At 65.8% G+C, this 21957-nt stretch carries 26 protein-coding genes and 1 pseudogene; 10 read left to right on the top strand and 17 right to left on the bottom strand.

The features are described 5' to 3' along the window. The first annotated feature begins 22 nt into the window (after positions 1 to 22). Together DVR07_RS13045 and DVR07_RS13050 are read left to right on the top strand one after the other, a co-directional pair. Positions 23 to 457, top strand: a complete 435-nt coding sequence (locus tag DVR07_RS13045; protein WP_115797716.1) for a VOC family protein — start codon at positions 23 to 25, stop codon at positions 455 to 457. 6 nt (positions 458 to 463) lie between these two features. After that, positions 464 to 799, top strand: a complete 336-nt coding sequence (locus DVR07_RS13050) for a ubiquitin-like small modifier protein 1 (protein WP_115797717.1) — start codon at positions 464 to 466, stop codon at positions 797 to 799. Here the strand turns inward: DVR07_RS13050 and DVR07_RS13055 are convergent. From DVR07_RS13055 to DVR07_RS13100, 11 genes are all read right to left on the bottom strand, one after another. Beyond that, positions 796 to 2103, bottom strand: coding sequence for an acetamidase/formamidase family protein (locus DVR07_RS13055; RefSeq protein ID WP_115797718.1), 1308 nt, complete (start codon positions 2101 to 2103; stop codon positions 796 to 798). The genes DVR07_RS13050 and DVR07_RS13055 overlap by 4 nt on opposite strands. A gap of 137 nt (positions 2104 to 2240) precedes the next feature. Beyond that, positions 2241 to 3023, bottom strand: a complete 783-nt coding sequence (locus DVR07_RS13060; protein ID WP_115797719.1) for a 2-oxo acid dehydrogenase subunit E2 — start codon at positions 3021 to 3023, stop codon at positions 2241 to 2243. A gap of 48 nt (positions 3024 to 3071) precedes the next feature. Further along, positions 3072 to 3335 (bottom strand): lipoyl domain-containing protein, encoded by a 264-nt coding sequence (locus DVR07_RS13065; protein ID WP_115797720.1) that lies wholly within the window; start codon positions 3333 to 3335, stop codon positions 3072 to 3074. A gap of 16 nt (positions 3336 to 3351) precedes the next feature. Continuing rightward, a complete protein-coding gene (locus DVR07_RS13070) occupies positions 3352 to 4389 on the bottom strand; it encodes an alpha-ketoacid dehydrogenase subunit beta (RefSeq protein WP_115797721.1) in 1038 nt (345 codons plus the stop codon). Continuing rightward, complete coding sequence (locus DVR07_RS13075) at positions 4389 to 5402, bottom strand: thiamine pyrophosphate-dependent dehydrogenase E1 component subunit alpha (RefSeq protein WP_115797722.1); 1014 nt, start codon at positions 5400 to 5402, stop codon at positions 4389 to 4391. The genes DVR07_RS13070 and DVR07_RS13075 overlap by 1 nt, the downstream gene beginning before the upstream one ends. Positions 5403 to 5515: 113 nt before the next feature. Continuing rightward, a complete protein-coding gene (locus tag DVR07_RS22140) occupies positions 5516 to 6235 on the bottom strand; it encodes an ABC transporter ATP-binding protein (protein ID WP_205254529.1) in 720 nt (239 codons plus the stop codon). Then, positions 6232 to 6963, bottom strand: coding sequence for an ABC transporter ATP-binding protein (locus DVR07_RS22145; RefSeq protein WP_205254530.1), 732 nt, complete (start codon positions 6961 to 6963; stop codon positions 6232 to 6234). The genes DVR07_RS22140 and DVR07_RS22145 overlap by 4 nt, the downstream gene beginning before the upstream one ends. Further along, positions 6960 to 8015: a branched-chain amino acid ABC transporter permease gene (locus DVR07_RS13085; protein ID WP_240318883.1), complete on the bottom strand. Its 1056-nt coding sequence runs from the start codon at positions 8013 to 8015 to the stop codon at positions 6960 to 6962. Before DVR07_RS13085 ends, DVR07_RS22145 begins: the two co-directional genes overlap by 4 nt. Continuing rightward, the gene (locus tag DVR07_RS13090) at positions 8012 to 8908 is read right to left on the bottom strand and encodes a branched-chain amino acid ABC transporter permease (RefSeq protein WP_115797723.1); all 897 of its coding nucleotides are present in this window, start codon (positions 8906 to 8908) and stop codon (positions 8012 to 8014) included. Before DVR07_RS13090 ends, DVR07_RS13085 begins: the two co-directional genes overlap by 4 nt. 4 nt (positions 8909 to 8912) lie before the next feature. Continuing rightward, positions 8913 to 10208, bottom strand: coding sequence for an amino acid ABC transporter substrate-binding protein (locus DVR07_RS13095; RefSeq protein WP_240147537.1), 1296 nt, complete (start codon positions 10206 to 10208; stop codon positions 8913 to 8915). 115 nt (positions 10209 to 10323) lie between these two features. Beyond that, positions 10324 to 11694, bottom strand: a complete 1371-nt coding sequence (locus DVR07_RS13100; protein ID WP_115797725.1) for an aspartate aminotransferase family protein — start codon at positions 11692 to 11694, stop codon at positions 10324 to 10326. A 342-nt stretch (positions 11695 to 12036) separates the two neighbouring features. On the opposite strand from DVR07_RS13100, the gene DVR07_RS13105 reads away from it, so the two are divergent. The 4 genes from DVR07_RS13105 (at position 12037) to DVR07_RS13120 (ending at position 14296) form a co-directional block, all read left to right on the top strand. Further along, positions 12037 to 12255, top strand: a complete 219-nt coding sequence (locus DVR07_RS13105; protein ID WP_205254531.1) for a hypothetical protein — start codon at positions 12037 to 12039, stop codon at positions 12253 to 12255. Between the two features lie 97 nt (positions 12256 to 12352). Further along, positions 12353 to 13594 (top strand): threonine synthase, encoded by a 1242-nt coding sequence (thrC, locus tag DVR07_RS13110; RefSeq protein WP_115797726.1) that lies wholly within the window; start codon positions 12353 to 12355, stop codon positions 13592 to 13594. 177 nt (positions 13595 to 13771) lie between these two features. Next, positions 13772 to 14041, top strand: a complete 270-nt coding sequence (locus DVR07_RS13115; RefSeq protein ID WP_115797727.1) for a type II toxin-antitoxin system HicB family antitoxin — start codon at positions 13772 to 13774, stop codon at positions 14039 to 14041. 3 nt (positions 14042 to 14044) lie between these two features. Continuing rightward, on the top strand, positions 14045 to 14296 hold the full coding sequence (locus DVR07_RS13120) for a type II toxin-antitoxin system HicA family toxin (RefSeq protein WP_115797728.1): 252 nt from the start codon (positions 14045 to 14047) through the stop codon (positions 14294 to 14296). 56 nt (positions 14297 to 14352) lie between these two features. Here DVR07_RS13120 and DVR07_RS13125 read toward each other — a convergent pair whose 3' ends face one another. Then, entirely contained in the window at positions 14353 to 14982 is a 630-nt protein-coding gene (locus DVR07_RS13125; protein ID WP_115797729.1) for a class I SAM-dependent methyltransferase, read from the bottom strand. Between the two features lie 99 nt (positions 14983 to 15081). Beyond that, entirely contained in the window at positions 15082 to 16374 is a 1293-nt protein-coding gene (gene aglM / locus DVR07_RS13130; RefSeq protein ID WP_115797730.1) for a UDP-glucose 6-dehydrogenase AglM, read from the bottom strand. Between the two features lie 138 nt (positions 16375 to 16512). On the opposite strand from aglM, the pseudogene DVR07_RS22610 reads away from it, so the two are divergent. The 3 genes and pseudogenes from DVR07_RS22610 to aglF all read left to right on the top strand — a co-directional run. Continuing rightward, positions 16513 to 16737 (top strand): annotated as a pseudogene (locus DVR07_RS22610) (hypothetical protein); the annotation flags it as partial. Then, complete coding sequence (locus DVR07_RS13140) at positions 16715 to 16978, top strand: hypothetical protein (protein WP_115797731.1); 264 nt, start codon at positions 16715 to 16717, stop codon at positions 16976 to 16978. The pseudogene DVR07_RS22610 and the gene DVR07_RS13140, both read left to right, overlap by 23 nt. 74 nt (positions 16979 to 17052) lie before the next feature. Then, complete coding sequence (gene aglF, locus DVR07_RS13145) at positions 17053 to 17799, top strand: UTP--glucose-1-phosphate uridylyltransferase AglF (RefSeq protein WP_115797732.1); 747 nt, start codon at positions 17053 to 17055, stop codon at positions 17797 to 17799. A gap of 80 nt (positions 17800 to 17879) precedes the next feature. Here the strand turns inward: aglF and DVR07_RS13150 are convergent, their stop codons facing one another. From DVR07_RS13150 to DVR07_RS13160, 3 genes are all read right to left on the bottom strand, one after another. Beyond that, positions 17880 to 18311: a hypothetical protein gene (locus DVR07_RS13150; RefSeq protein ID WP_115797733.1), complete on the bottom strand. Its 432-nt coding sequence runs from the start codon at positions 18309 to 18311 to the stop codon at positions 17880 to 17882. After that, positions 18304 to 18873 (bottom strand): DUF7342 family protein, encoded by a 570-nt coding sequence (locus DVR07_RS13155; protein WP_115797734.1) that lies wholly within the window; start codon positions 18871 to 18873, stop codon positions 18304 to 18306. The genes DVR07_RS13150 and DVR07_RS13155 overlap by 8 nt, the downstream gene beginning before the upstream one ends. A gap of 173 nt (positions 18874 to 19046) precedes the next feature. Further along, entirely contained in the window at positions 19047 to 19466 is a 420-nt protein-coding gene (locus DVR07_RS13160; protein WP_115797735.1) for a VOC family protein, read from the bottom strand. 228 nt (positions 19467 to 19694) lie between these two features. On the opposite strand from DVR07_RS13160, the gene DVR07_RS22615 reads away from it, so the two are divergent. Continuing rightward, positions 19695 to 19997 carry a VanZ family protein gene (locus DVR07_RS22615; RefSeq protein ID WP_368281139.1) on the top strand — a complete coding sequence of 101 codons (303 nt, stop codon included), beginning with the start codon at positions 19695 to 19697 and terminating at the stop codon, positions 19995 to 19997. Between the two features lie 193 nt (positions 19998 to 20190). Here DVR07_RS22615 and DVR07_RS13165 read toward each other — a convergent pair whose 3' ends face one another. After that, positions 20191 to 21771, bottom strand: coding sequence for an aldehyde dehydrogenase family protein (locus tag DVR07_RS13165; RefSeq protein ID WP_115797736.1), 1581 nt, complete (start codon positions 21769 to 21771; stop codon positions 20191 to 20193). Between the last annotated feature and the right edge of the window lie 186 nt (positions 21772 to 21957).

A 21957-nucleotide genomic window follows, 5' to 3' on the forward strand; every position in this document is an offset into this window, starting at 1 on the left:
GGTGTGGGATGGAGTGGCAACCATGCAGCAACTCCAGACCCACCACGTCGGCGTGGTCGTGAGCGACCTCGACGAAGCGGTCTCGTTCTATCGGGACGCGCTCGGCCTCTCTGTGACCGACGAGTTCACGCTCGCCGAGGACGGCATCGGGACCGCAATCGGCGTCGACGGGGCGACCGGGGACTTCGTCCACCTCGACGCGGGCGGTGACGAGGGTGACGGTACCCGAATCGAACTGATCGAGTACGACCCCGCCGGCGAGGACTGCATTGCGGACGCGATAAATCAGGTCGGCGCGAAGCACGTGGGTTTCGCCGTCGACGACATCGGCGAGTTCTACGAGAATCTCCCCGACGAGGTCGAACCCATCAGCGACCCGCAGGCGATCGAGATCGACACTTCGATCCTGTTCTTCCGGGACCCGGAAGGCAACTTCGTCGAGGTCGTCGAGGTGTAGCGGGAGATGGACCGAGCGCTTTTCGAGCGCGTCCTCGTACTGGTAGCCGTGCAGGTCACCGCGTACGGACCGCTTCGGAGCGCCACGGGCGGGAAGACGGTCGAGTTCGAATTCGACGGCGGCACGGTGCGGGACGCGCTCGCCGTCCTCGTCGAGGAGTACCCGCGGGCCAAATCACAGCTCTACGACGACGAAGACCGGCTCCGGACCAGCGTCCGCCTGTCCGTGAACGGCGAGCGCGTCGACCCGGACGACGAGTGCCCGGCGGGCGCCGAGCTGACAGTGTTCCCGGCAGTCCAGGGCGGTAGATGGCGTCGCCAGAAAAGCCGCAGTCGGCGTTAGAGGCCGTACTGCTCGCGGACGAGGTGGTCGAGGCCGCGCTCCTCCAGCCGGTCCATCGGCGCCAGCATCGAGAGCTGGACCACGCCCGGGAGCCGGCCGATCTCGACGCCGCCGGTGAAGGTGCAGCGGGCGCGGACCTCGCCCTCGGTCATGTCGAGGAGCGTGCCCGCGCGGTCGAAGGCGTTGTCGGTAGCGTCGTTGATGGTCGCGCCGCTGCCGACGACCTGGAGCGGGCCGAGCTCGTCGACGCCGTCGACGTCATACTGCTCGGCGAGCCGTTCGCCGCGCTCGCGCTCCTCGTCGGTGTGAGGTTTGGCGATGTGCGGGAGGTCCTCCTCGTTCGGCAGCAGCAGCGGGCCGTCGATGTCGAGATCCTTGATGACCTCCACTTCGAATTCTGCGCGCCCGCTCACGTCGGTGGTGTGCAGCGAGAGCTCGCCGTCGCCCTGGTTGGCGTGCATGTCGCCGACGTAGACGCCGCCGCCGTCGACCTTGACCGGGCAGACCAGCACCGCGCCCTCGCGGACCGCGTTGATGTCCATGTGGCCGTCGGTGCGCTGGGCGAGCTCGTCCTCGCTTTCGAGGCCCCAGTCGTGCTCGGCGCCGATGAGGAACTGCCCGAAGTCCCCGGCGTTGTGCGAGTCGGGCAGTTCGACCGGCGGAGTCGTCCCGATGTTGCCGATGAACGGCCGGAGGTGGCCGAGCGTGCCAGGCATCTCCGAGGGCTTGTAGAGTAGGATGGGGTGCTGGCGGGAGTTCTCGGGGAGCGCCATCGCCTCGTCGGCGCGGTTCGCCAGGTCGTCGGCGCCGCTTTCGCCGACGGTCAGCCCGACGCTCCGGTCGTCGTCGAAGGCGACGGTGTAGCCGTACTCGAACCCGAACGAGGAGGCGTTCGCGCCGCACTCGGCGCACTTGATCGACTCCTCGCCGGTCCCCTCGACGACGCTCTCGGGCCACTCGGTCCCGCACTCCGGGCACCGGTGGTCGACGAAGGGGTCGTCGCCGAACGCGCCCTCGCGCTCGGCCATGCTCCCGGTGCTGGTCGCGACGCTCGTCACCTCGATGTCCTCGATTTTCAGCGCGATGGCGTCGCCGACCTCGGCGTTCTCGACGCGGATGGGCCGGGTCACCTCGTGGCCGCCCCTGAATTCGGGCGTAATCATCGGGCCCCAGCACGCGGGCGGGGTGTGGGTCCTGATGGTGCCGCCGTCGGCGACGGTGCCCGCCCACTCCTGGTCCGGGCCGACGAGGCCGAGCGTGTACCGGTCGACCGACAGCTCTTGCTGGACTTCTTGCTGTGCCATGGTTCCAGGTGAGAGGTTGGTTCGGCAGTAGCTTAAACAGTCGTTCAAGATTTCCGAGTTCCGAGCCTCGAACGCAAGCGTCGGTGGTCGCCGACTCGACGGACAGAGAAAGCAGTGTTCGGGTTCGCCGGCCGGACTCACCGGTCGGGAACGAACTGCTCGGCGTCGGTCACCTCGTCCGCGAGCGTATCGAGGAACCGCGCGGCGTCGGCGCCGTCGACGACCCGGTGGTCGAAGCTCAGGTCGAAGTTGAGCTGGCGACGGAACTCGACACCGTCTTCCCCGCGCTCGGCGCGTTCCCGTATCCGGTTGACGCCGAGGATCGCGACCTCGGGCGGATTGATGACCGGCGTGAACGAGTCGACGCCCAGCACGCCGAGGTTGGTGACGGTGAACGTGCCGCCGCGGAGGTCGCTCATCGAGTACTCGCCCGCCTGGACGTTCTCGGTCAGTTCGCGGCGCTCGGCCGCAAGGTCGGCGAGCGACGTCGAACCGACGTCGCGGAGCACCGGCGTCACCAGTCCGGCCTCGACGTCGACGGCGACGCCGACGTTGTGCTCCTCGTAGACGCGGTGGGTCTCGTCCTCGAACGTCGCGTTGAAGGCGGGGTGCTCGTCCAGCGTCGCCGAGAGCGCGCACAGCACGAGGTCGACAAGCGAGACGTCGGCGTCGAGTCGGTCGTCCGCCGCCTCGGTCGCGGCGACCAGCGCCTCCGCGTCGATTTCCCGGCTCGCGGTCACGTGAACAGCGTTCTGATAGCTCTCCTGCAGGCGGTCGGCGATGGTCCGGCGCATCGGGGAGAGCGACCGTTCCTCGCTGACGGTCCGGCCTTGTTCGTCGGTGTTCCCTGGCTTCTGTTCGTCGTCTCGGTCGGCCTCGGTCTGATCGTCGCTGTCGGATTCGGTATCGGTAGGTGGCATGCTCTGTAGCGTGAAATCGTTCAAAACACGGTGAAATGCCGAGGGCGCTCAGTCGGGGCGAATCCAGGCGAGCGTGGCGCCGCGCTCGAACTCGTCGTCCTCGTCGAGTGCGATCTCGTCGAGGGTGCCGGCAACCGGGGCGGGCACGTCGACGCTCACCTTCTCGACCTGGAACTCGCAGAGGTCGTCGCCCTCGTCGACGTGGCTCCCTTCGCCCGCGAACCAGTTGACCACGACGCCCTCCTCCGCGTCGGCGTCCTCGGGCCAGACGTCCTCCGTGTCGACGGCGACGCGGTCGTCGTCCTCACTCATGCGCGGTGCTCCCGGCTCATTCTTGGTGGGCGTTTTGGACGGCCTGGCTGATGTCCTCGACGCCCGGAATCACCTCGTCCTCCATCGGTCGCGCGTACGGGATGGGCACGTCGGGCACCGCGACGCGTTCGACCGCCTCCAGGTCGCCGAGACCCTCTTCGGCCGTCCGCGCGACGATCTCGCCGGTGACGCCGAACGACCGGTAGTCCTCGTCGACGACGACGAGGCGCCCGGTCTTGGCCACCGACTCTCGTACGGTTTCCATGTCCAGGGGGACGAGCGTCCGGAGGTCGACGACTTCGGCGTCGATACCGTCGTCGGCCAGCGATTCGGCGGCCTCCATGGCCCGGTGGACGTGGAGGCCGAGCGTGACGACGGTGACGTCCTCGCCCTCGCGCTTGACGTCGGCGCTGCCGAACGGGATGGTGTAGTCGTCCTCGGGGACGCCGGTCTTCGGGCCGTCGGGCGCGGGCAGCCAGCCGATACCCATCAGGCGCTTGTGGAACAGGTAGACGACCGGGTCGTCGTCGCGGATAGCGTTGTGCATGAGGCCCTTCGCGTCGTAGGCGGTCGACGGGACGACGACTTTCATGCCGGGCAGGTGGGCGAAGGTGCCGTAGAGGGTCTGGGAGTGCTGGGCGGCGTCGTTGTAGGTGCCGCCGACCGCGGCCGTGAGCACCATCGGGACGCTCACGTTCCCGCCGCTCATGTAGGTGTTCTTCGCCATCTGGTTGTAGATCTGGTCCATCCCGACGCCGAAGAAGTCGACGAACATCAGCTCGGCAATCGGGCGCATCCCCTGCTGGGCCGCCCCGACCGCCGCGCCGATGTACGCCGTCTCGCTGATGGGCACGTCCATGATGCGGTCGTGACCGAACTCGTCGAGGAGGCCCTCGGTGCTGTCGAAGATGCCGCCGTAGTCGGCGACGTCCTCGCCCATGTAGAACACCTCGTCGTTCTCGCGCATCTCGTGGGCGATGGCCTCGACCATCGCCCGGCTCATCGTCAGCGACCGGTCGGTCTGGCGCGCCGCACCCTCCTCCTGCTGAGCCATCAGTCGTCACCTCCCGTGACCTCGGCCGACGGCTCGTTATCCGTGACCCCCGAGGGCGGATTCACGAAGACGTCCTCGTAGGCGTCGTCCGGGTCTGGTTCGGGCTGGTCCTTGGCCCACTCGATGGCCTCCTCGACGCGGTCCTCCGCGCGGTCGCGAATCTCGTCGAGATGGTCGTCGTCGACGCCGTGGGCGCGGAGGTCCTCGGCGAGTCGCTCGATGGAGTCGCGCTGTTCGGCGGCGGCCTTGTCCTCGTCGGGGCGGTAAGTTTCGGGGTCGCCCATGAAGTGGCCCATGCGCCGGTGGACCTGGACTTCGAGGAGCGTCGGGCCGTTGTTGTCGCGGGCGCGGCCCACGGCTTCCTTGGCCGCATCGTAGATGGAGACGGCGTCGTCGACGTCGACGCGCTGGCCGGGCAGGTCGAAGCCGCCGGCGCGCTGGGCGCCGTCCTCGACGTCGGTGACCCGCTCTTTGGGCATGCTGATGGCCCAATCGTTGTCCTCGACGACGAAGACGACCGGGAGGTCCCGGACCGCCGCCAGGTTGAGCGATTCGAGGAAGGCGCCCTGGTCGATGGCGCCCTCGCCGATGTAGGCGACGGCGACGCTGTCGGTGTTGCGCTTCTTCGCGGCCAGGCCGGCGCCGACCGCGGGCGGGCAGCCCTCGGCGATGATGCCGCTGCACGCGAAGTTGACGTCCGGGTCGAACAGGTGCATGTGGCCGCCTTTCCCCTTGCTAAGACCGGTTTCCCGCCCGAATATCTCGGCGGTCATCCGCTTCAGGTCGACGCCCTTCGCGATGGCGACGTGGTGCGGGCGGTGGGGCGCAGTGACCGTGTCGTCGTCCCGGAGGTGCTGGCAGACACCGGCGCCCGCGGCCTCGTGGCCCGCGGCGAGGTGGAGTTCGCCCGGGATGGGGCCGGCCGAGATGTCGAACGCCGGCTGTTTCCCCTCGAGGTACTCCTCCTGGAGGCGCTCCTCGTAGTGACGCGCGGTCACCATGTCCTCGTACATCTCTTGCAGTTCGCTAACTCCTACCATGGTTGCTCAATGAAGTGACGGTGGGAGCCGACAAATAGCTAGGGAACCCCGGCCCTGGGTGGGACCTGGAGAACGACGGCCCGGCGCTACCCGATGCCGAGGTACAGTTCCATCAGTTCGTCCTCGTCCGAGAGGTCGGCCGGCGGGCCGTCGAACTGGAGGTCGCCCTCCGCGAGGATGTAGACGTGGTCGGCGAGTCGGAGCGCCGCGGTGACGTTCTGTTCGATGAGGACGACCTGGGCCCCGCGGTCGACCAGCCGGGAGACGAGTTCGAACGCGTCGTCGACCAGCGCGGGCGCGAGCCCCGCGCTCGGTTCGTCCAGCAGGTAGGTGTCGGCCCCGGTCATCATCGCTCGGCCGAGGCTGACCATCATCTGCTGGCCGCCTGAGAGCGAACTGGCCTTGGCTTCGAGCTTCTCCCGGAGGTCGGGGAACACGTCGAGGACGTCGTCGATCCGCTCGTCGAGGACCGCCGGGTCGTCGACGGTGAATCCGCCGACCCGCAGGTTCTCCTCGACCGTCAGCGTCCCGAACACGCCACCGCCCTGGGGCAGGCTGGCGATGCCGGTCTTCACGATGTCCTCGGGCGTGGCGTCCGTGAGGTCGCGTTCGCCGTACCTGATGGCTCCCGACCACACCGGGACGACCCCGTTCATCGTCTTCATCAGCGTCGACTTGCCGCTCCCGTTCGGCCCGAAGATGCAGGTGACGCCGTCGTGCGAGCGGACCGAGACGCCGTGGATCACCTCGTGCTGGTCGTAGCCGGTGACGACGTCCTCGGCGACGAGGACGGGCGGGTCGCTCATATCGGGACCTCCTCGTCGGACGCCGCGCCGAGGTACGCCTCCCGGACGCGGTCGTCCTGCTGTATCTCGTCGAACGGCCCCTCGGCGATGTACTCGCCCCGGTCGAACACCGAGACGGAGTCGGCCATCTCCCGCATCACGCTCATGTCGTGTTCCACGATCACGAAGGTCATCCCGTCGTCGTTGAGGTCCTGGATGTGCTCGAGGACGCGCTTCTCGAGCGCCGGGTTGACGCCCGCGGTCGGTTCGTCGAGCAGGATGCAGTCGGGGTCCAGCATCAGCACCCGGCCGAGTTCCAGCAGTTTCTGCTGGCCTCCGCTGATACCCCCGGCGTCGTTGCCCGCGATGTGGTCGATCTCCAGGAACTCGAGGACCTCGTCGGCCCGGGATTGCTTGTCGACCCGGTCGGGGGCCCGCCCCGCGAGCAGGTTCTGGCGGACGGTCATGTTCTTGAACGGCGAGACGATCTGGAACGTCCGGACCATGCCGCGCCGGGCGATGCGGTGGGGGTCCCAGCCGGTCACGTCGGTCCCGTCGAACTCGACGGTGCCCGCCTCCGGGTCGAGGAACCCCGTGACGCAGTTGAAGAACGTCGTCTTGCCGCTGCCGTTCGGGCCGATGATGCCCCGGATCTCGCCGCGCTCGACGGACAGCGAGATGCGGTCGTTGGCGGTCAGTGCGCCGAATCGCTTGGTCAGGCCGTCCGTGCTGAGTATCGTGTCGGTCATCGGAACTGGAATCGGTCAGCGAGTTCGCGGAGGTTGGTTCGCACGTCCGTACTCGTCGTCTCGCCCCTGAGGATGCCGACGATGCCGCTGGGGGCGAACAGCACGACCAGCATGATTATCCCGCCGATGAGCGGGAGGTAGAACGTGGTCTGTCCGAGGAACAGCGACGAGAGTCGCTGGAGCAGGAACACGGCGATGCCGCCGAGAATGGGTCCGGTGATGGTGCCGAGCCCCCCGAGCAGCGCCATGATGACCATCTGGTCGGTCACGATGGCCGCCAGCACGTCGGTCGGGTGGATGAACGTGATGAAGAAGGCGTGGACGCTGCCGAACAGCGCGGCGATTACGCACGAGAGGACGTACACCTGCCGCTTGACCCGCGTGGTGTCGATGCCGAGCGCTTCGGCGGCGTCCTGGTTGTCGCGCAGCGCCTTCACCCGGTAGCCGAACTCCCGGCGCTCGAACAGGACGTACGCGAGCGTCACGGTGCCGACCGCGAGCACGAGCATCGCGTAGTAGAAGAACGTCTCCGACGGGCCGCCGGGAATCGGCAGTCCGATGGTCCCCTCGCCGGTCGGGAGGCTCATGCCGAACGTGCCGCCGGTGATGTCGAGGACGAGCGCGAGCTGTTTGGTGGCTTCGGCGAACGCCCAGGTCGCGATGGCGAAGTACGCGCCCCGGAGCCGCAGCGTCGGCACGGCGATGACGTACGCCAGCACCGCGCCGACGACCCCCGCGAGCGCGAACCCGCCGAGGAACGGGTAGCCCAGCGTGTTCATCCCGATGCCGGTGACGAGCGCGCCGACGCCGAAGTACGCGCCGTGCCCGAAGTCGAGGTAGCCGGCGTAGCCCCCGATCATGTTCCACGACTGGGCCAGTCCGATCCACATCAGCGCGCCGAGCGCGATTCGGGTCCAGAACGGTCCGAGCCAGATAGGGAGCAAGACCAGCGCGACCAGGATCAGACCGACGACCCAGAGCGGCGGCTCGCTGAGGCCGCGGACCCGGTCGAGGTAGGTCCCGTGGCCCCCGCTCTCCTCGTCGGTGCTCACGAGGCGTGCTCACCTCCCTTGCCGAGGATGCCGGACGGCGAGACCAGCAGCACGACGTAGATGAGCGCGAACAGCACGAACAGCACGACCTCCCCGCTCCAGTAGACGGCGGTCAGCGACTGGGCCAGCCCGAGGACGACGCCGCTCACGATGACGCCCGGCAGGTATCCCAGGCCGGCGAGCACCACCATGAAGAACGCGAACGCGGTGTACTGCAGGCCCATCCCGGGGTTGGCCGTGAATATCAGCCCGATGAAGACGCCGGCGGTCGCGGTCATGCCGGCGTACGCGCCGTAGGCGATGGACTGGTACCGGTTGATATTGATGCCCATCAGCCGGGCGTTGGTGCGGTCCTCGGCGATGGCACGGATGGCCATCCCGCCCCTGGTGTTGTAGAGGTAGTACATGAAGACCGCCAGCGCGAACACGCCGACCGCGGCGGTGACGACCCGGACGGTCGGGAAGATGCCGATTCCCGGAATCGTGACGCCGCCGACGAGCAGGTCAGACGGGACGTTCCGGTTGTTCGGACCGAACAGCGTGAGGACCGACCCCCGCACGAATATCGCCAGCCCGAACGTGAACACCAGCCCCATCAGGACGGGCATCGGTCGGTCCCCCGACGTGACGTGGTGGATGAACGGCTGTATCAGGAACCCGACCCCGAAGAACGCGAGGAACACCAGCGGGATGACGAAGACGCCTTCGGAGCCGAAGGTCGGCGCGAGCAGCGCGCCCGCGAACGCGCCCAGCATCACGTACTCGCCGACCGCGAAGTCGATGACCTCGAGCACGCCGAACGCCAGCGAGAAGCCGACGCCGATGCTGACGTAGATGCCCCCGAGCAGCAGCCCGTTGATGACGGTCTGGAGCAGCAGGCCGACGTCGACCATCGGGTCAGCGCTCGCTCCACGAGGGCACCGGGTAGGTCGGTTCGCTCCCGCCCTCGGAGCCGACGATGACGGGCGAGCCGTCCTGGTCGAGCTGGATGGCCAGCGGCGAGGTCTGGGTGTTGTTGTGGTAGTACTCGCCCTCGTTGTCGAAGCTGACGGTCCCGTAGAACGTCTCGACCTCGATGCCTTCGAGAATCGACACCAGTTCGTCCTTCTGCTGCTGGTTCAGCGGCGGGCTCGCGCCGAGTTGCTTGAACGCCTCGCCGAAGACGATGCCGGCCGCGGTCGAACCGGCCTGCGTGTAGTCGGGCGCGGTGTCGAACGTCGACCGGGACGCCTCGACGTAGGCCTGGGGCGTCTCGAACAGGGTGCCCCCGCTGCGCTCGACCTGCGGGAGCCAGACGGTCGCGCCGAAGGTGTACGCCGCGCCGTTGCCCGCGCCGTCTTTGTAGCTGTCGGTGTTGACCCCGTAGTGGAACATCATCCCGTTGGGGTTGTAGTCGAGCTGCTGGGCGGCGTTGACGAGGTTGACGTGGCTGCCGATGTGGCCGCCGTGGAAGTGGAGGTCCGGCCCGGCGTTTTTCGCCTGCGTGACGACGTTCGCGTAGTCGGTCCCGCGCGGGAACAGCTCGTAGCCGAGCACCTCAACGTCGGCGTTCTGGGCCGCCGTCCGCATCGCCTGCGCCGTGCTCTTCGAGAACGGCTCGTTGACGCCCGTGATGTAGACCGACTCGGCCTGCGGGTCGAGGTTGAGGATGTTCGTCGCCGCCTGGTCGGCGATGATCGAGACCGTCGGGATGGTCCCGAACGTGTACTTCGGTTGCTGCTGCCAGATCTGGGGCGACTCGGCGCTCCCGGTGATGTGGGGCATCCGGTTCTTCTCCATGATCGGCACGACCGCGAGCGTGACGTTGCTGGAGTACGGGCCCAGCACCGCGTCGACGTTCTGCTGGGAGATCATCCGGGACGCGGCGTCGGCCCCCGTGCTGGGACTGGACTGCGCGTCGGCGTAGACCAGCTCGACCTGGTGGCTGCTGCCGCCGACCTGGATGCCGCCCTGTTCGTTCACCGCCTGCTTCCACAGCTCGTAGCCGCGCCGGGTCACCTGACCGCCGAACCGGAGTTCGCCGGACAGCGAGGTGACGACGCCGAGTTTGAAGTTGTCCCGTCCCTGCCGAGCGCCGAGATACCCCGTCGTCGCGCCGGCGACGCCGACGCCGCCGACAGCCCGCAGGAAGTCGCGCCGTCCGGTCGCGCTGTTCGTCTCGCTACTCCGTGTCGTTTCCCCGTTCCCCCTCATGTCGTCCATTGGTAACACTGACCAATACAAATAGCTACTCGAATATTTCACAGGCCGGAAACGGTCTCACAACAGTTCTGTAAACATCTCAGCGATTTAATGGCAATAAAATGAATTATTGGGCGTCGGTCGCCACTGCAATCGCGTCCGTGACGATGTCCATCCCCGTCTCCGCCTGCTCGCGGGTGAGTACCAGCGGCGGGATGATCCGCAGGACGTTGCCGTGACGACCGGCCGTCCAGACGAGCACCCCGTTCTCGTAACACGTCGTCTGCACGTCGAGGACGGTCTCCTTCCAGGGGTCGCCGTCCGCGTCGACGAACTCGGCACCGACGAACATCCCCTTGCCGCGGACGTCGGCGAGGTGCGGACTGCCTTCGGCGACTTCCCGGAGTCGCGTCCGGATGTACTCGCCGACCTCCCGGGCGTGTTCGAGCAGGTTTCGTCGGTCGATGTACTCGATGGCGCGCACCCCGGCGCGCATCGCGGGGAGGTTGCCGCGGTAGGTGCCGACGTGGCCGCCGGCCTCCCAGGTGTCGTACTTCTCGCGGTACATCGTCGCCGAGAGCGGCAGGCCGATGCCGCCGATGGCCTTCGCCATCGGCATGACGTCGGGCGTCACGCCCTCCCAGTCGCTGGCGAACCACTGTCCCGTCCGGCCGAATCCCGTCTGAATCTCGTCGACGATCAGCGGGACATCGTTGTCCTCCGCGATCTCCTTGAGCCGCGGGAGGAACCCCTCCGGCGGCGCGACGACGCCGCCCTCACCCTGAATCGGCTCGACCCAGATGCCGGCGGGGTTGGCGAGCCCGCCATAGGGGTCCTCGAGGATGGAGCGGACGTCCGCGAGCGACCGTTTCATCGCTTCCTCCTCGCTCACATCGTGCCTGAAGGCGTAGGGGTACTGGGCGTACTGGACGTCGCTCAGCAGCGGCGTGTACTCGCGCTTGAACTTCTTGGCGCCGGTCAGGCTGAGCGCGCCCGAGGTCGCGCCGTGGTACGACCCCCGGAACGCGACGAGGCCGTCGCCGCCGGTGTTGTACTTCGCGAGTTTGATGGTGGCCTCGATGGCGTCGCTCCCGGTCGGCCCGCCGAACACGACGCGGTTGTTCCCCGAGAGGTCGCCCGGCGCGATCTCCCCGAGCTTCTCGATGAGGTCGAGGCGGGGTTCGGTCGGGAAGTCGATGGAGTGGACCAACTGTTCGGTCTGGTCGTTCACCGCGTCGACCACGTAGGGGTTCGAGTGGCCAACGTTGAGGACGCCGATGCCGGCGAAGAAGTCGAGGTACGTGTTCCCGTCGACGTCGCGGAGGGTCGCGCCTCGGCCCTCCTCGAAGGCTATCGGGACTCGGTCGGGATAGGCGACCGCGCTGCTGTCGAGTTCGCGCTGTCGGTCGAGTAGTTCCCTCGAGTTCGGTCCGGGGACCGACTCGACGCTCGGCGCCTCGTCGAAGTGCAGGTCGTGTATCGGTGGTGCGTCCCCCATAGGACAACGTGTGGTAATCACACGCATATATGTTCGCTAATGTAGCATTTCAGATAGTCCAGACGTGCATCGCGGCGGAGCACGCCGTACCGTATCCCGATTGCTCCGCAGGAGATACCAGTCGCGCCTGGAACACCCGAACTACCGTGCAGCGCGCACTCGGAGTGCGTCGCGCTTTGACCAGGCCGGGACCAGAAAGTATTCAAGGACTACCGAGATCTTATTACTCATGTCTCCGGTGGGTGACCAAGGGAGAGAACCGCAGCCGATACACCTGCTCGCGTCCGCCGGTCGAGTCGCGGCCCGGGCAGGCAACGTGACCGCGAAAAGGAGGCGACGACCGTGAACCTCGACAGCGAGATGCTCCACCAGCTCGGCGGCATCACGGGGATCGGGTGGACGGCGTCGGTGCTCGGATACGCCACCACGGTCGTCGGCTACGGGAGCGGGTACCTCTCGCGGCTGGCCACCGAGCCCCACTCGTTCCTCTACGCCGGCGGCGTCCTCTTCCTGGCGACGCTCGGCCTCGACCGGCTGGCGAAGTCCGACGCCGACGAGTGAGGCCACCCGCGCTCGCGGCATGCGAGACTGCGCACCCCGTTTCGTCCAGCCCCTTTTAGAGAGGTAGCTTCTCCTATCTCCACCTCCATGGCGTTCCATGGACCACGTAACTGCGCTGGAGTGTACGCTCTGCGGAGACCGATACGACCCCGGAGAGATCATCTACACCTGCCCGAACCACCCCGGCGTGAAGGGGATTCTCGACGTCCGGTACGATTACGACCGTATCGCCGACCGGTTCGACGAACCCCTCGACGGTGGTATCGACTCGCAGTGGAAGTACCGCGCGTTCCTCCCCGTGCCGGCGGACGCCGACCCGGTCACGCTCGGCGAGGGCGGGACCGACCTGCTCGACGCGCCCCGGCTGGGCGAGGCGCTGGGCGTCGACGCGCGAGTCAAGGACGACGGCCGGAATCCGACGGGCGTGCTGAAGGACCGCGCGACGTCGGTGTCGGTGACGAAGGCCCGGGAGTTCGACCGCGAGGTCGTCACGTGCGCGTCGACGGGAAACGCCGCGGCCTCGCTGGCCGGCTACGCCGCTCGCGCCGGTCTGGACTGCCGACTGTTCGTCCCGGGCGACGCGCCGGCGGGGAAGCTCGCCCAGCCGCTCGTCTACGGGGCGGACGTCCTCGGCGTCGAGGGGAGCTACGACGAGGTCTACGACCTCAGCATGGCGGCGACCGACCGGTTCGGCTGGTACAACCGGAACGCCGCGGTCAACCCGTTCCAGGTCGAGGGCAAGCGCACCGTCGGCCACGAACTCGCCGAACAGACCCGCGGCGACGTCCCCGACTGGGTTGTGTTCTCGATGGGCGACGGCTGCACGATCGCCGGCGGGTGGAAGGGGTTCCGCGAGTTCGCCGACCTCGGCTACGTCGACGAGACCCCGAAACTGCTCGGCGTGCAGGCCGAGGGCGCGAGCGCCATCCACGACGCGTTCCACGAGCACGGGGACGCCGACGATGTCGCGGAGACGCTCGCCGACAGCATCGCGGTCGGTCGCCCCCGCAACACGGTCAAGGCGTGCACGGCGCTCGACGAGAGCGGTGGGACGTCTGTGACCGTGAGCGACTCGGAGATACTGGACGCCGAGGCGCTCCTGGGTCGCACCGAGGGAATCTACGCGGAGCCCGCGGGCGCGGCGCCGGTCGCCGGCGTTCGGAAGGCCCGCACCGAGGGCGTCATCGAGGCGGGCGAATCGGTCGTGGTGGTCGTGACCGGCAACGGGCTGAAGGACACCGAGAGCGCGATGCGGGCGGCGGGCGAGGTCGAGTCCATCGCACCGGATATCGATGATGTCATCGAGCGCTACGGGGCAGACGGTGGGATCGCCGAATGAGGACCGGCTTCCGTCGGCTTCTCGTCCGGTTCCGTAGCGCGGTCAGAGGAGACGTTGGCGACGATTTCGCTCTCGTCAAGGATGTAGTGGTGTCGAGCATATTGTCGTCCACTTTTCGAGCGCAGTCGACTCAAGCAGCCGAACCCTTATACTGCTCATGCCGTAACTACGACTATAATGGCCAGTTCGTCGCAGGACGGGGGTGCACACGATAGTGAGATCCGCTTGTGGCGTGAGGACGACTGGTGGATTGCGAAAGACGTCGACACGGGTGTGACCTCTCAAGGGCGATCTCGAGAAACTGCGCTGGAAAACCTCGACGAGGCTGTCGCGCTTCACAGAGACGAAATCGGTCGTGAGCCGACCGACGAGGAACTCCGCGACTTAGGGATTGACCCGGCAGAGAACTCGACGGGTGACGAACAGCCACCGGACGTCCTCGAGTAGTCGATGGGACGGCGCACGTTCTCCGGGATGGAAGTCGTGAAGGTGCTGGTAAACGCCGGCGGGTTCGAGTGGCGACGGACAGTCGGTGATCACGCCCAGCTGTACTACGAACACCCAACGAACGAAGACGACCGCCGACGAGTGACGGTTCCGCTGCACGACGAACTCCGGACGGGGACGCTCCGGGAAATCGCCGAAAGCGCTGGTGCCAAGGACTTCGAGGCGTTCTGTGACTGGGTCGACCACAACGCGTAGTCGCACCGCAACTCACCGTCGCTCTGTCACCACGACCGAGCAGGACTGCCAGCGCGTCACGCGTCGGTGTCGCCGCTCGATTCCGGCGGAACGCGAGGATACGACTGGCGGTGCCCGGTGGAGTTTCGCGCGAGTATTTGGGTGAGGGCGCCCGTGCGGCCGTCCGACCGCTCCTCCGTTCGCTCGTCGTAGTAGAGGACAGTCAGGTCCAGGCAGGCGTGGAGGAGTTCGTTCGCGGCGAACCGGTAGCGGTCGCCGCTGGGGCCCGAGTCTACGGGGTCGGACGTGCGCAGGTGGTGCTGGACGAAGAGGACGCCGCCGGGCGCGAGCGCCTCCGTGATGTCCGGAAAGCGGTCGACCGCGCGGTAGAAGCTGATCGTGATGACGTCATAGGTCGCGTCCGGGAACCCGTACGTCGGCACGTCCGCTTGAATCCAGTTCGTCCGGTCCGCGACGCCGCGGTCGACCGCGTTCTCGCGGGCGATCTCCAGCCCCGCCCGCGACTGGTCGATGCCGTCGACCTGATAGCCGTGCGCGGCCAGGAACACCGCGTTGCGGCCCGTGCCCGTCGCGACGTCGAGCGCTCGGCCGTCCGGGAGCGCATCGATATATCTGCGGAGCACCGGCGACGTCTCCGGATTCTGGGGGTACTCACCCTCGCGAAAGCGTTCGTCCCACATCGTCATACGGGAACTAGGGGAGGAGAGCACGTCAAAGGTCGGGACGGTTCGCCGAACTGCGCGTTGCAACTGAGATACTGAGCGCGTCGGTGTATTGCGATATCGCTACCAAGTTAACCCTTCGTAGGTCAGACCGTCGCGGCGGTCGACGATTCTGCGGCCGTCCACGACGACCGAGTCGGCCATCGCGTCGAACTCGTCGTCGAGCGCCGCGAACTCGTCCCAGTCAGTGACGACCAGCGCGCCGTGGGCGTCGGCGAGCGCCGCCGCGGCCGAGTCGGCGTACTCGACGTCGGGGAAGCGCTCGCGCATGTTCTCGGTGGCGACCGGATCGTAGGCCACGACTTCGGCATCGCGTTCCTGGAGGCCCTCGATGATGGGGATGGCCCGGGAGTTGCGGGTGTCGTCGGTGCCGGGCTTGAAGGCGAGGCCGAGGACGGCGACGCGTCTGCCGGCGTGATCGACGTGGCGTTCGAGCAGGTCGAGCATGCGCTCGGGCTGCTTGTCGTTGACCTCGACCGCGGCGTCGAGCAGAGTCGGCTCGTAGTCGGCGTCGCGGGCGGCGGCGATGAGCGCGGCGGTGTCCTTCGGGAAGCAGCTGCCGCCCCAGCCGACGCCCGACCGGAGGAAGCGCTCGCCGATGCGGTCGTCGAGGCCGATGGCCTCCATGACCTCGTAGGCGTCGACGCCGTACTCCTTGCAGACGTTCCCGAGTTCGTTGACGAGGCTGACCTTCGTGGCGAGGAAGGCGTTGTTGGCGTACTTGATCATCTCGGCTTCGCGGAGGCCGGTCTCGACGAGCGCGGCGTCCGAGTCGGCGAGCAGCGGGTCGAAGACCTCTCGGAGGCGTTCGTTGGCGAGGTCGGTTCGCGTGCCGAAGACGACTTTGTCCGGGTTCTGGAAGTCCTCGACTGCGCTCCCCTCGCGGAGGAACTCGGGGTTCATCGCGACGTGGGTGTCTTGGTCGAGCGTCTTGCCCGAGGTTTCCTCGAGAATCGGGGCGATGGTGTCCTCGGTGGTGCCCGGAACGACGGTGGACTTGACGACGACGACGTGCGGGTCGTCCTTCGCAGCGAGTGCCTCGCCGAGCGACCGCGCGCCGGCTTCCATGATGTCGAGATCGATGCTGCCGTCGTCTCGCGAGGGCGTGGGGAGTGCGAGGAACGTGACGTCGGTGTCGCGGACCGCGGCGTAGTCGGTGGTCGCGTTGAGTTGGTTGCCGCCGTACTCGGCGACGAGGTCGTCGAGGCCCGGTTCGTGAATCGGGGCTTCGCCCGCGTTGATTGAGTCGACGGTTGACTCGTCGATGTCGACGTTCGTTACCTCGTGGCCGTAGTCGGCGAGGCAGGCGGCGACGGTGGTGCCGACGTAGCCGCTGCCGACGATGCTGACGTTCATTAGGAAATTAGTCTGCGTCGCTGGCCTTGAGCGTTCGGATGCCCGACTAAATGACCCCACCCTTGCGTTGGTCAACTGAATGGGACACGCCGTCACGGATACTGCCACTCCCGACGATTTGTACGCTCACCTACGACGTCCCTCGAAAACGCTCTTACGGCTCGAATCGGCGGCGACGTAGTCCCAATTGGGCCGTTAGAACTCCAGATTGCCTACAAACTACACCTCGGCGCGCAGAAGGACATCGAGGATGCGGTCCACCTCTACACGCTTTTCGAGGAAAGCCTTAGTGTCTCCCACCTCGAAGAGTGGGTAACACGACTCGACGTCGAAGACGAATATGAGCGACTCAAACGCGCGTGAGCAGCTCGACGCGAAGCACGAACGCAACCGTGAGCAGCGCATCGAGGGTATCAAGCGCTGGGTCGAGTACATTCAATCAGAGCCACCGGAGACGTGGGGGCCGCAACAGAACGCGGTCGTCAACGACCAACTTGACGCCGCCCAAAGCGTGCAGATGTCAGCCGATCACCAGCAACAGGTGGCGGACATAGCGAAGGAAATCGTCGAAGCACGAGACGCTTCCGGCGAATCGTCGGAGTAGTCTGAGGATTGGAAGCGGGCTTGCTGCGATTTCAAGACTAAGGTATTTAGTACCCTCGTACGAGTCGAAGATACATGAAAGCCGTCGTGCTCGCTGCCGGTGAGGGAACTCGCCTGCGGCCGCTGACCGAAGACAAACCCAAGGGGATGGTCGAAGTCGACGGAAAACCAATCCTGTCCCACTGTTTCGAACAACTGGCCGAACTCGGGGCGGACGAGTTCGTCGTGGTGGTGGGCTACCGCAAGCAGGACATCATCAGCCACTACGGCGACGCGTTCGAGGGCGTTCCGATCACGTACGCCCACCAGCGCGAGCAGAAGGGGCTGGCGCACGCCCTGTTGACCGTTGAGGAGCACATCGACGACGACTTCATGCTGATCCTCGGCGACAACATCTTCGACGCAAATCTGGGTGACGTAGTCAAGCGCCAGCGCGAGGATCGTGCGGATGCCGCGTTCCTCACCGAGGAGGTCCCGTACGAGGAGGCCGGCCGGTACGGGGTCTGCGACACGAACGACTACGGCGAGATTACGGACGTAGTCGAGAAGCCCGAGGACCCGCCGTCGAATCTGGTGATGACCGGGTTTTACACGTTCACACCCGCCATTTTCCATGCGTGCCATCTGGTTCAGCCGTCGAACCGCGGCGAGTACGAGATCAGTGAAGCAATCGACCTGCTGATTCAGAGCGGGCGGACCATCGACGCGATTCGGATGGACGGCTGGCGCGTCGACGTCGGCTACCCCGAGGACCGTGACCGGGCGGAGCGGCTGCTCCGTGGCGAGGACGTCGAACCGGAGTCCGACTCGGCCGAAGCGTAGACACCATTCTCATTCCGTCGCAGAATTACGTCTTGATGGACCCGCCAGAGGTCGATTATAGTAGAAGGACTATCAAACAACTAATCCCAGAACGCCTGAATTCGAGCATCCAGCTCCTTCAAGACCGTCGTTAACACATCCCGCCAATCATTTGAATAGTTTTCGTCCTTCCCTGGCGTTGCTGCATCCGGCGGTGGATGAAAGTGGTCTCGCGAGTTGTGATCGTTCAGATGGCGGTCCCACCGACACTCCCACGATTTCTCATCACCGTACTGCTCGGAGTAGTGGACGCTGAAATCGTTCGTTTCGAACCACCGGATTCGAAGATACACACGGTCGATGCCTGACGGAAAATACCCCGTATCGTGTTCGGCCACCACTGAGTTGAGAGCGTACTCCGGCCGAGAGACGACCCCGTCGAACCGGCTACTCCCCCGGAGACGCCGAGCAACCCGCTCGAGTACTTCAGTATCGACTGCACCGACGTCTCCATTCGACTCGTCCTCAGGCATCGATACGCCCGACGTCCCCACCCGGCGTATATTCGTCTCGGCGTGCCGCATCCAACAACGCCGCTCGCTGTTCTAGCGTCTTCCATTCGGAGAGTGCTTCCCACACTTCCTCTACCTCCCCGTCACGGTTCGTGTCTACCAACGATACCTGATTCGGACTGTTCGCGTCGAACTGCTCTCGGTACTCTCTGGCAGCCTCTATTGTCTCCGCGAGTTCCTCAACAATTTCCTCCTCCGAATACTGGTTCCGGATCTGCTCGACTCTGCGCCACCGCAGATACGAGTCGTTCCGCACGTATCTGACGGGCCGGCCGACGATCTCTCTGACCATCCCCATCGACGCGAACCACTCCAGATAATCCCGTGCAGTCTCCGTATCACAGTCGGCTCTGTCAGCTATCGTCGAGACCTTGGTCGGTTCGCGCAACTGCAGTACGACGTCGAGCATCCGCTCTCGCGTCGACCCGCCTTCCAGCACCTCCTCCGGGTCGGCCCACTCGTCGAAGTCAGGCGGTTCCTCATCGGTATCGCGAACATCACCGGGAGTATCGGTCAAATCCATCCCTCCTCACCTCTCTACGAGAACTAAGCTATGATCGGTGAAATATCTACCGCTAACTGAATTATTCCAGTATATCTGGCGTGGTGGTAGCGATGAATATGCCGAGACGGTGTAACGGGGAGGCGGGGAAGAAGGAAAGAGACGCTCACAAGGGAACGTAAACTCGGGTCGCACTATGCCTCGATAAGTTCGACCAGATTGTCCTCGGGGTCCCGGAGGAACAGGATTCGCGTCCCGCTGACGGTCGTCTTGGGCTCACTCAGCGTTTGGACGTCGGACGGAAGGTCTTCGTAGAAATCGTCAAGGTCGTCGACCACGAGGCCGAGGTGTTTTGCGCCAGGCTGGTTGACGTGTTCGGTGTCGCGGTCCTCGCCCTCGGGGTCGTACTCGACGAGTTCGACGCGGGCCGACCCGGCGTCGAGGTGGGCGAAGTTCCCAGTCGCCCCCTCAACGTCGACGCCTTCCGAGAAGGTCTCTCCGGACACCGAGAAGCGGTCAAGCATGTCGAGACCGAGCGTCTCCTCGTAGAACTCTACTGCACGGTCAAGGTCCGTTACCGTCACGCCAAAGTGATGTGCAGATGGTTCCGTCATGTATCATACCGAGAGAGATACTGGGAAAGGTCTGTCCCTGTATTTGGGTACCTGAGTTGAATCACTTGAGGTAGATTTATGTCTAGTGACGGAAGGGCTCAGTGTATGTCACGACTCCCGTTTCCGTTGGTTCCACGTTGGCTTCGGTGGACCGGTGTATTGGCAGTTGCGACCGTGATCGTATACTTCTCCGTGTTCCAGACTGTTCCTGCGCCGCCGAGCGGTCCGATGGGTTTGGCCCAGATCTGGGACAAGAAGCTCCATTTTGCCGCGTATGCTGGCTTTGCGTACTCGCTCGCGTATGCAACCGTCGAGTCTCGCGACCGTCCGCGAAGACGGATTGGCGGTGTTCTCGCCACCGCGTTACTGTTCGGACTGGCAATTGAGCTCGTACAAGGGCCACTCCCGATGCGGTATTATAGCGTCGCCGACCTCCTCGCAAATTGCATCGGCGCAAGCCTCGTTGTACCGTGGTTCCTCGTAGAATCACAGGTCCGGTATTGCAGTCCACGACGGGCGTTCGAAACGTAGATGCCAGCCACGAGTTGACGCGCGAGTCGCGGTGGGTCAACCGAACCAGATGCTCGGGCTACCAGACGGTGGCCCTCAGCCCGTCAGGATCCAGAATCAGACGGCGGTAGCGATGCACCCCCGATTCTCCGGAACGTGAACTCGTCCGCCGTGTGAGGGGCGATCACCGTTTCGGAACGAGTCTCGCTGACACTTACTCGACACGAGTTCTGCTCTGCTCGCGCATGAACTGCTGAAGATACCAGTAGCCACCTGCGAACTTCCCGGTCGTCCCGGAGAACTTCCAGCCGCCGAAGGGTTGTGCCTGGACCAGCGCGCCCGTGGTCGCGCTCTGGGACCGGTTCGCGTAGCACATCCCGGCCTCGGTCTCGTCGAACCAGCGGTCGATTTCCTCGTCGTCCTTCGAGAAGAGCCCCGCACAGAGGCCGTAGTCGCTGCCGTTGGACTTTGCGATGCCCTCTTCGAGGTCGGAGACCGGGTGAATCGTCACGAACGGGAGGAAGTGTTCCTCCCGGGCGAGGTCGTGTTCGTGGGGGATATCGGTGACGACGGTCGGTTCGACGTACCGCCCGTCGGGGAGGTCGTCGTCGACGACGGCCCCGCCCGTCCGGACCGTCCCGTCGGTCCGCGCCCGCTCGGTGATCGTCCGGTAGCGTTCGAGTGCGCTGTCGTCGATCACGGGGTTGACGACGGTCTCGAGGTCTTCGCCGGGCCCGATTCCCAGTTGTTCGGTCGCGTCCACGACTCGGTCGGTGAACTCGTCGTAGACGTCCTCGTAGACGTACACGCGGGAGGTCGCGGAGCACTTCTGGCCGCTGTACGAGAACGCCCCCATCGTGACGCCGTCGACCGCGCCGTCGAGGTCGGCCGCGTCGCTGACGATGACCGGGTTCTTCCCGCCGAGTTCGGCGATGACGGGCCCGCGTTTGCCCTGCTCTCTGAACGTCCGCTCGATGCCGAGGCCGACCTCACGGGAGCCCGTGAACGCGACACCGGCGACGTCCTCGTGCTCGGTGAGGGGTTGGCCGACTGCGCTGCCGCCGCCCGTGACCAGATTGAACACGCCGTCGGGAAGCCCTGCGTCGTCGAGGATGTCGGCGTACTTGTGGGCGATGAGGGGTGTCGCGCTCGCGGGCTTGGCGACGACGGTGTTGCCGGTGACCATCGCGCCGGTGGTCATCCCTGTGAGGATGGCCAGCGGGAAGTTGAACGGGGCGACGACCGCGAAGACGCCGTACGGTCGCAGCAGGTTCGTGGTGTGCTGGTGTGGCGTCGGCTGGCCGGTGTCGAACTGGTAGCCGTTCGAACGTTCGAGTTCGAGACTGTAGAACCGGAGGAAGTCGATGGCTTCGTCGACGTCGGCCATCGCCTCGGTCCGGTTCTTCCCATTCTCGAGCGAGAGCGTCGCCGCCAGCTCGAACTTGCGGTCCCGCATGCAATCGGCGGCCGTCCGGAAGATGTCGGTGCGCGAATCGACGTCGTGGTGCTCCCACTCCGGGAACGCGTCGGCGGCGGCGCTCACCGCGGCGTCGACTTCTGCGTCGCCACCTGCGGCAAACTCACCGATTTCGAGGTCGAAGTCGCCGGGGCTCGTCACCGCGAATCGGTCCTCGGTGTCGACGTGAGCACCGTCGATGCGGAGGGCGTGGTACTCCCCCAGGTCGGCCTTGACTGTTTCTACGGCCGCCTCGTAGGCGTCGTGGAACTTGTCTTCGTCGCCGTCTTGCTGGTAGGTGAGCAGCGTCAGTTCGTTCTCGAACTCGACTGGTTGCACGGGCCTAGAAGGCCGTTGATGCGTTTATACCTTCGTCTCAGCGTCGTGGGTGGTTGCTCAGTCACTAGCGCGTTCTCTGGGGGCACGTTTTGCCCTTTGTGGCAAGTGTTTCGCCACGTGATACATGGATTAGTGCAGTCGACGATGTCGGACGAGATACCAGCTCAGGTGGTTAGCCCGGAATCC

This window comes from Halorussus rarus, assembly GCF_003369835.1.
In the GTDB taxonomy this organism is placed as follows: Archaea; Halobacteriota; Halobacteria; order Halobacteriales; family Haladaptataceae; genus Halorussus; species Halorussus rarus.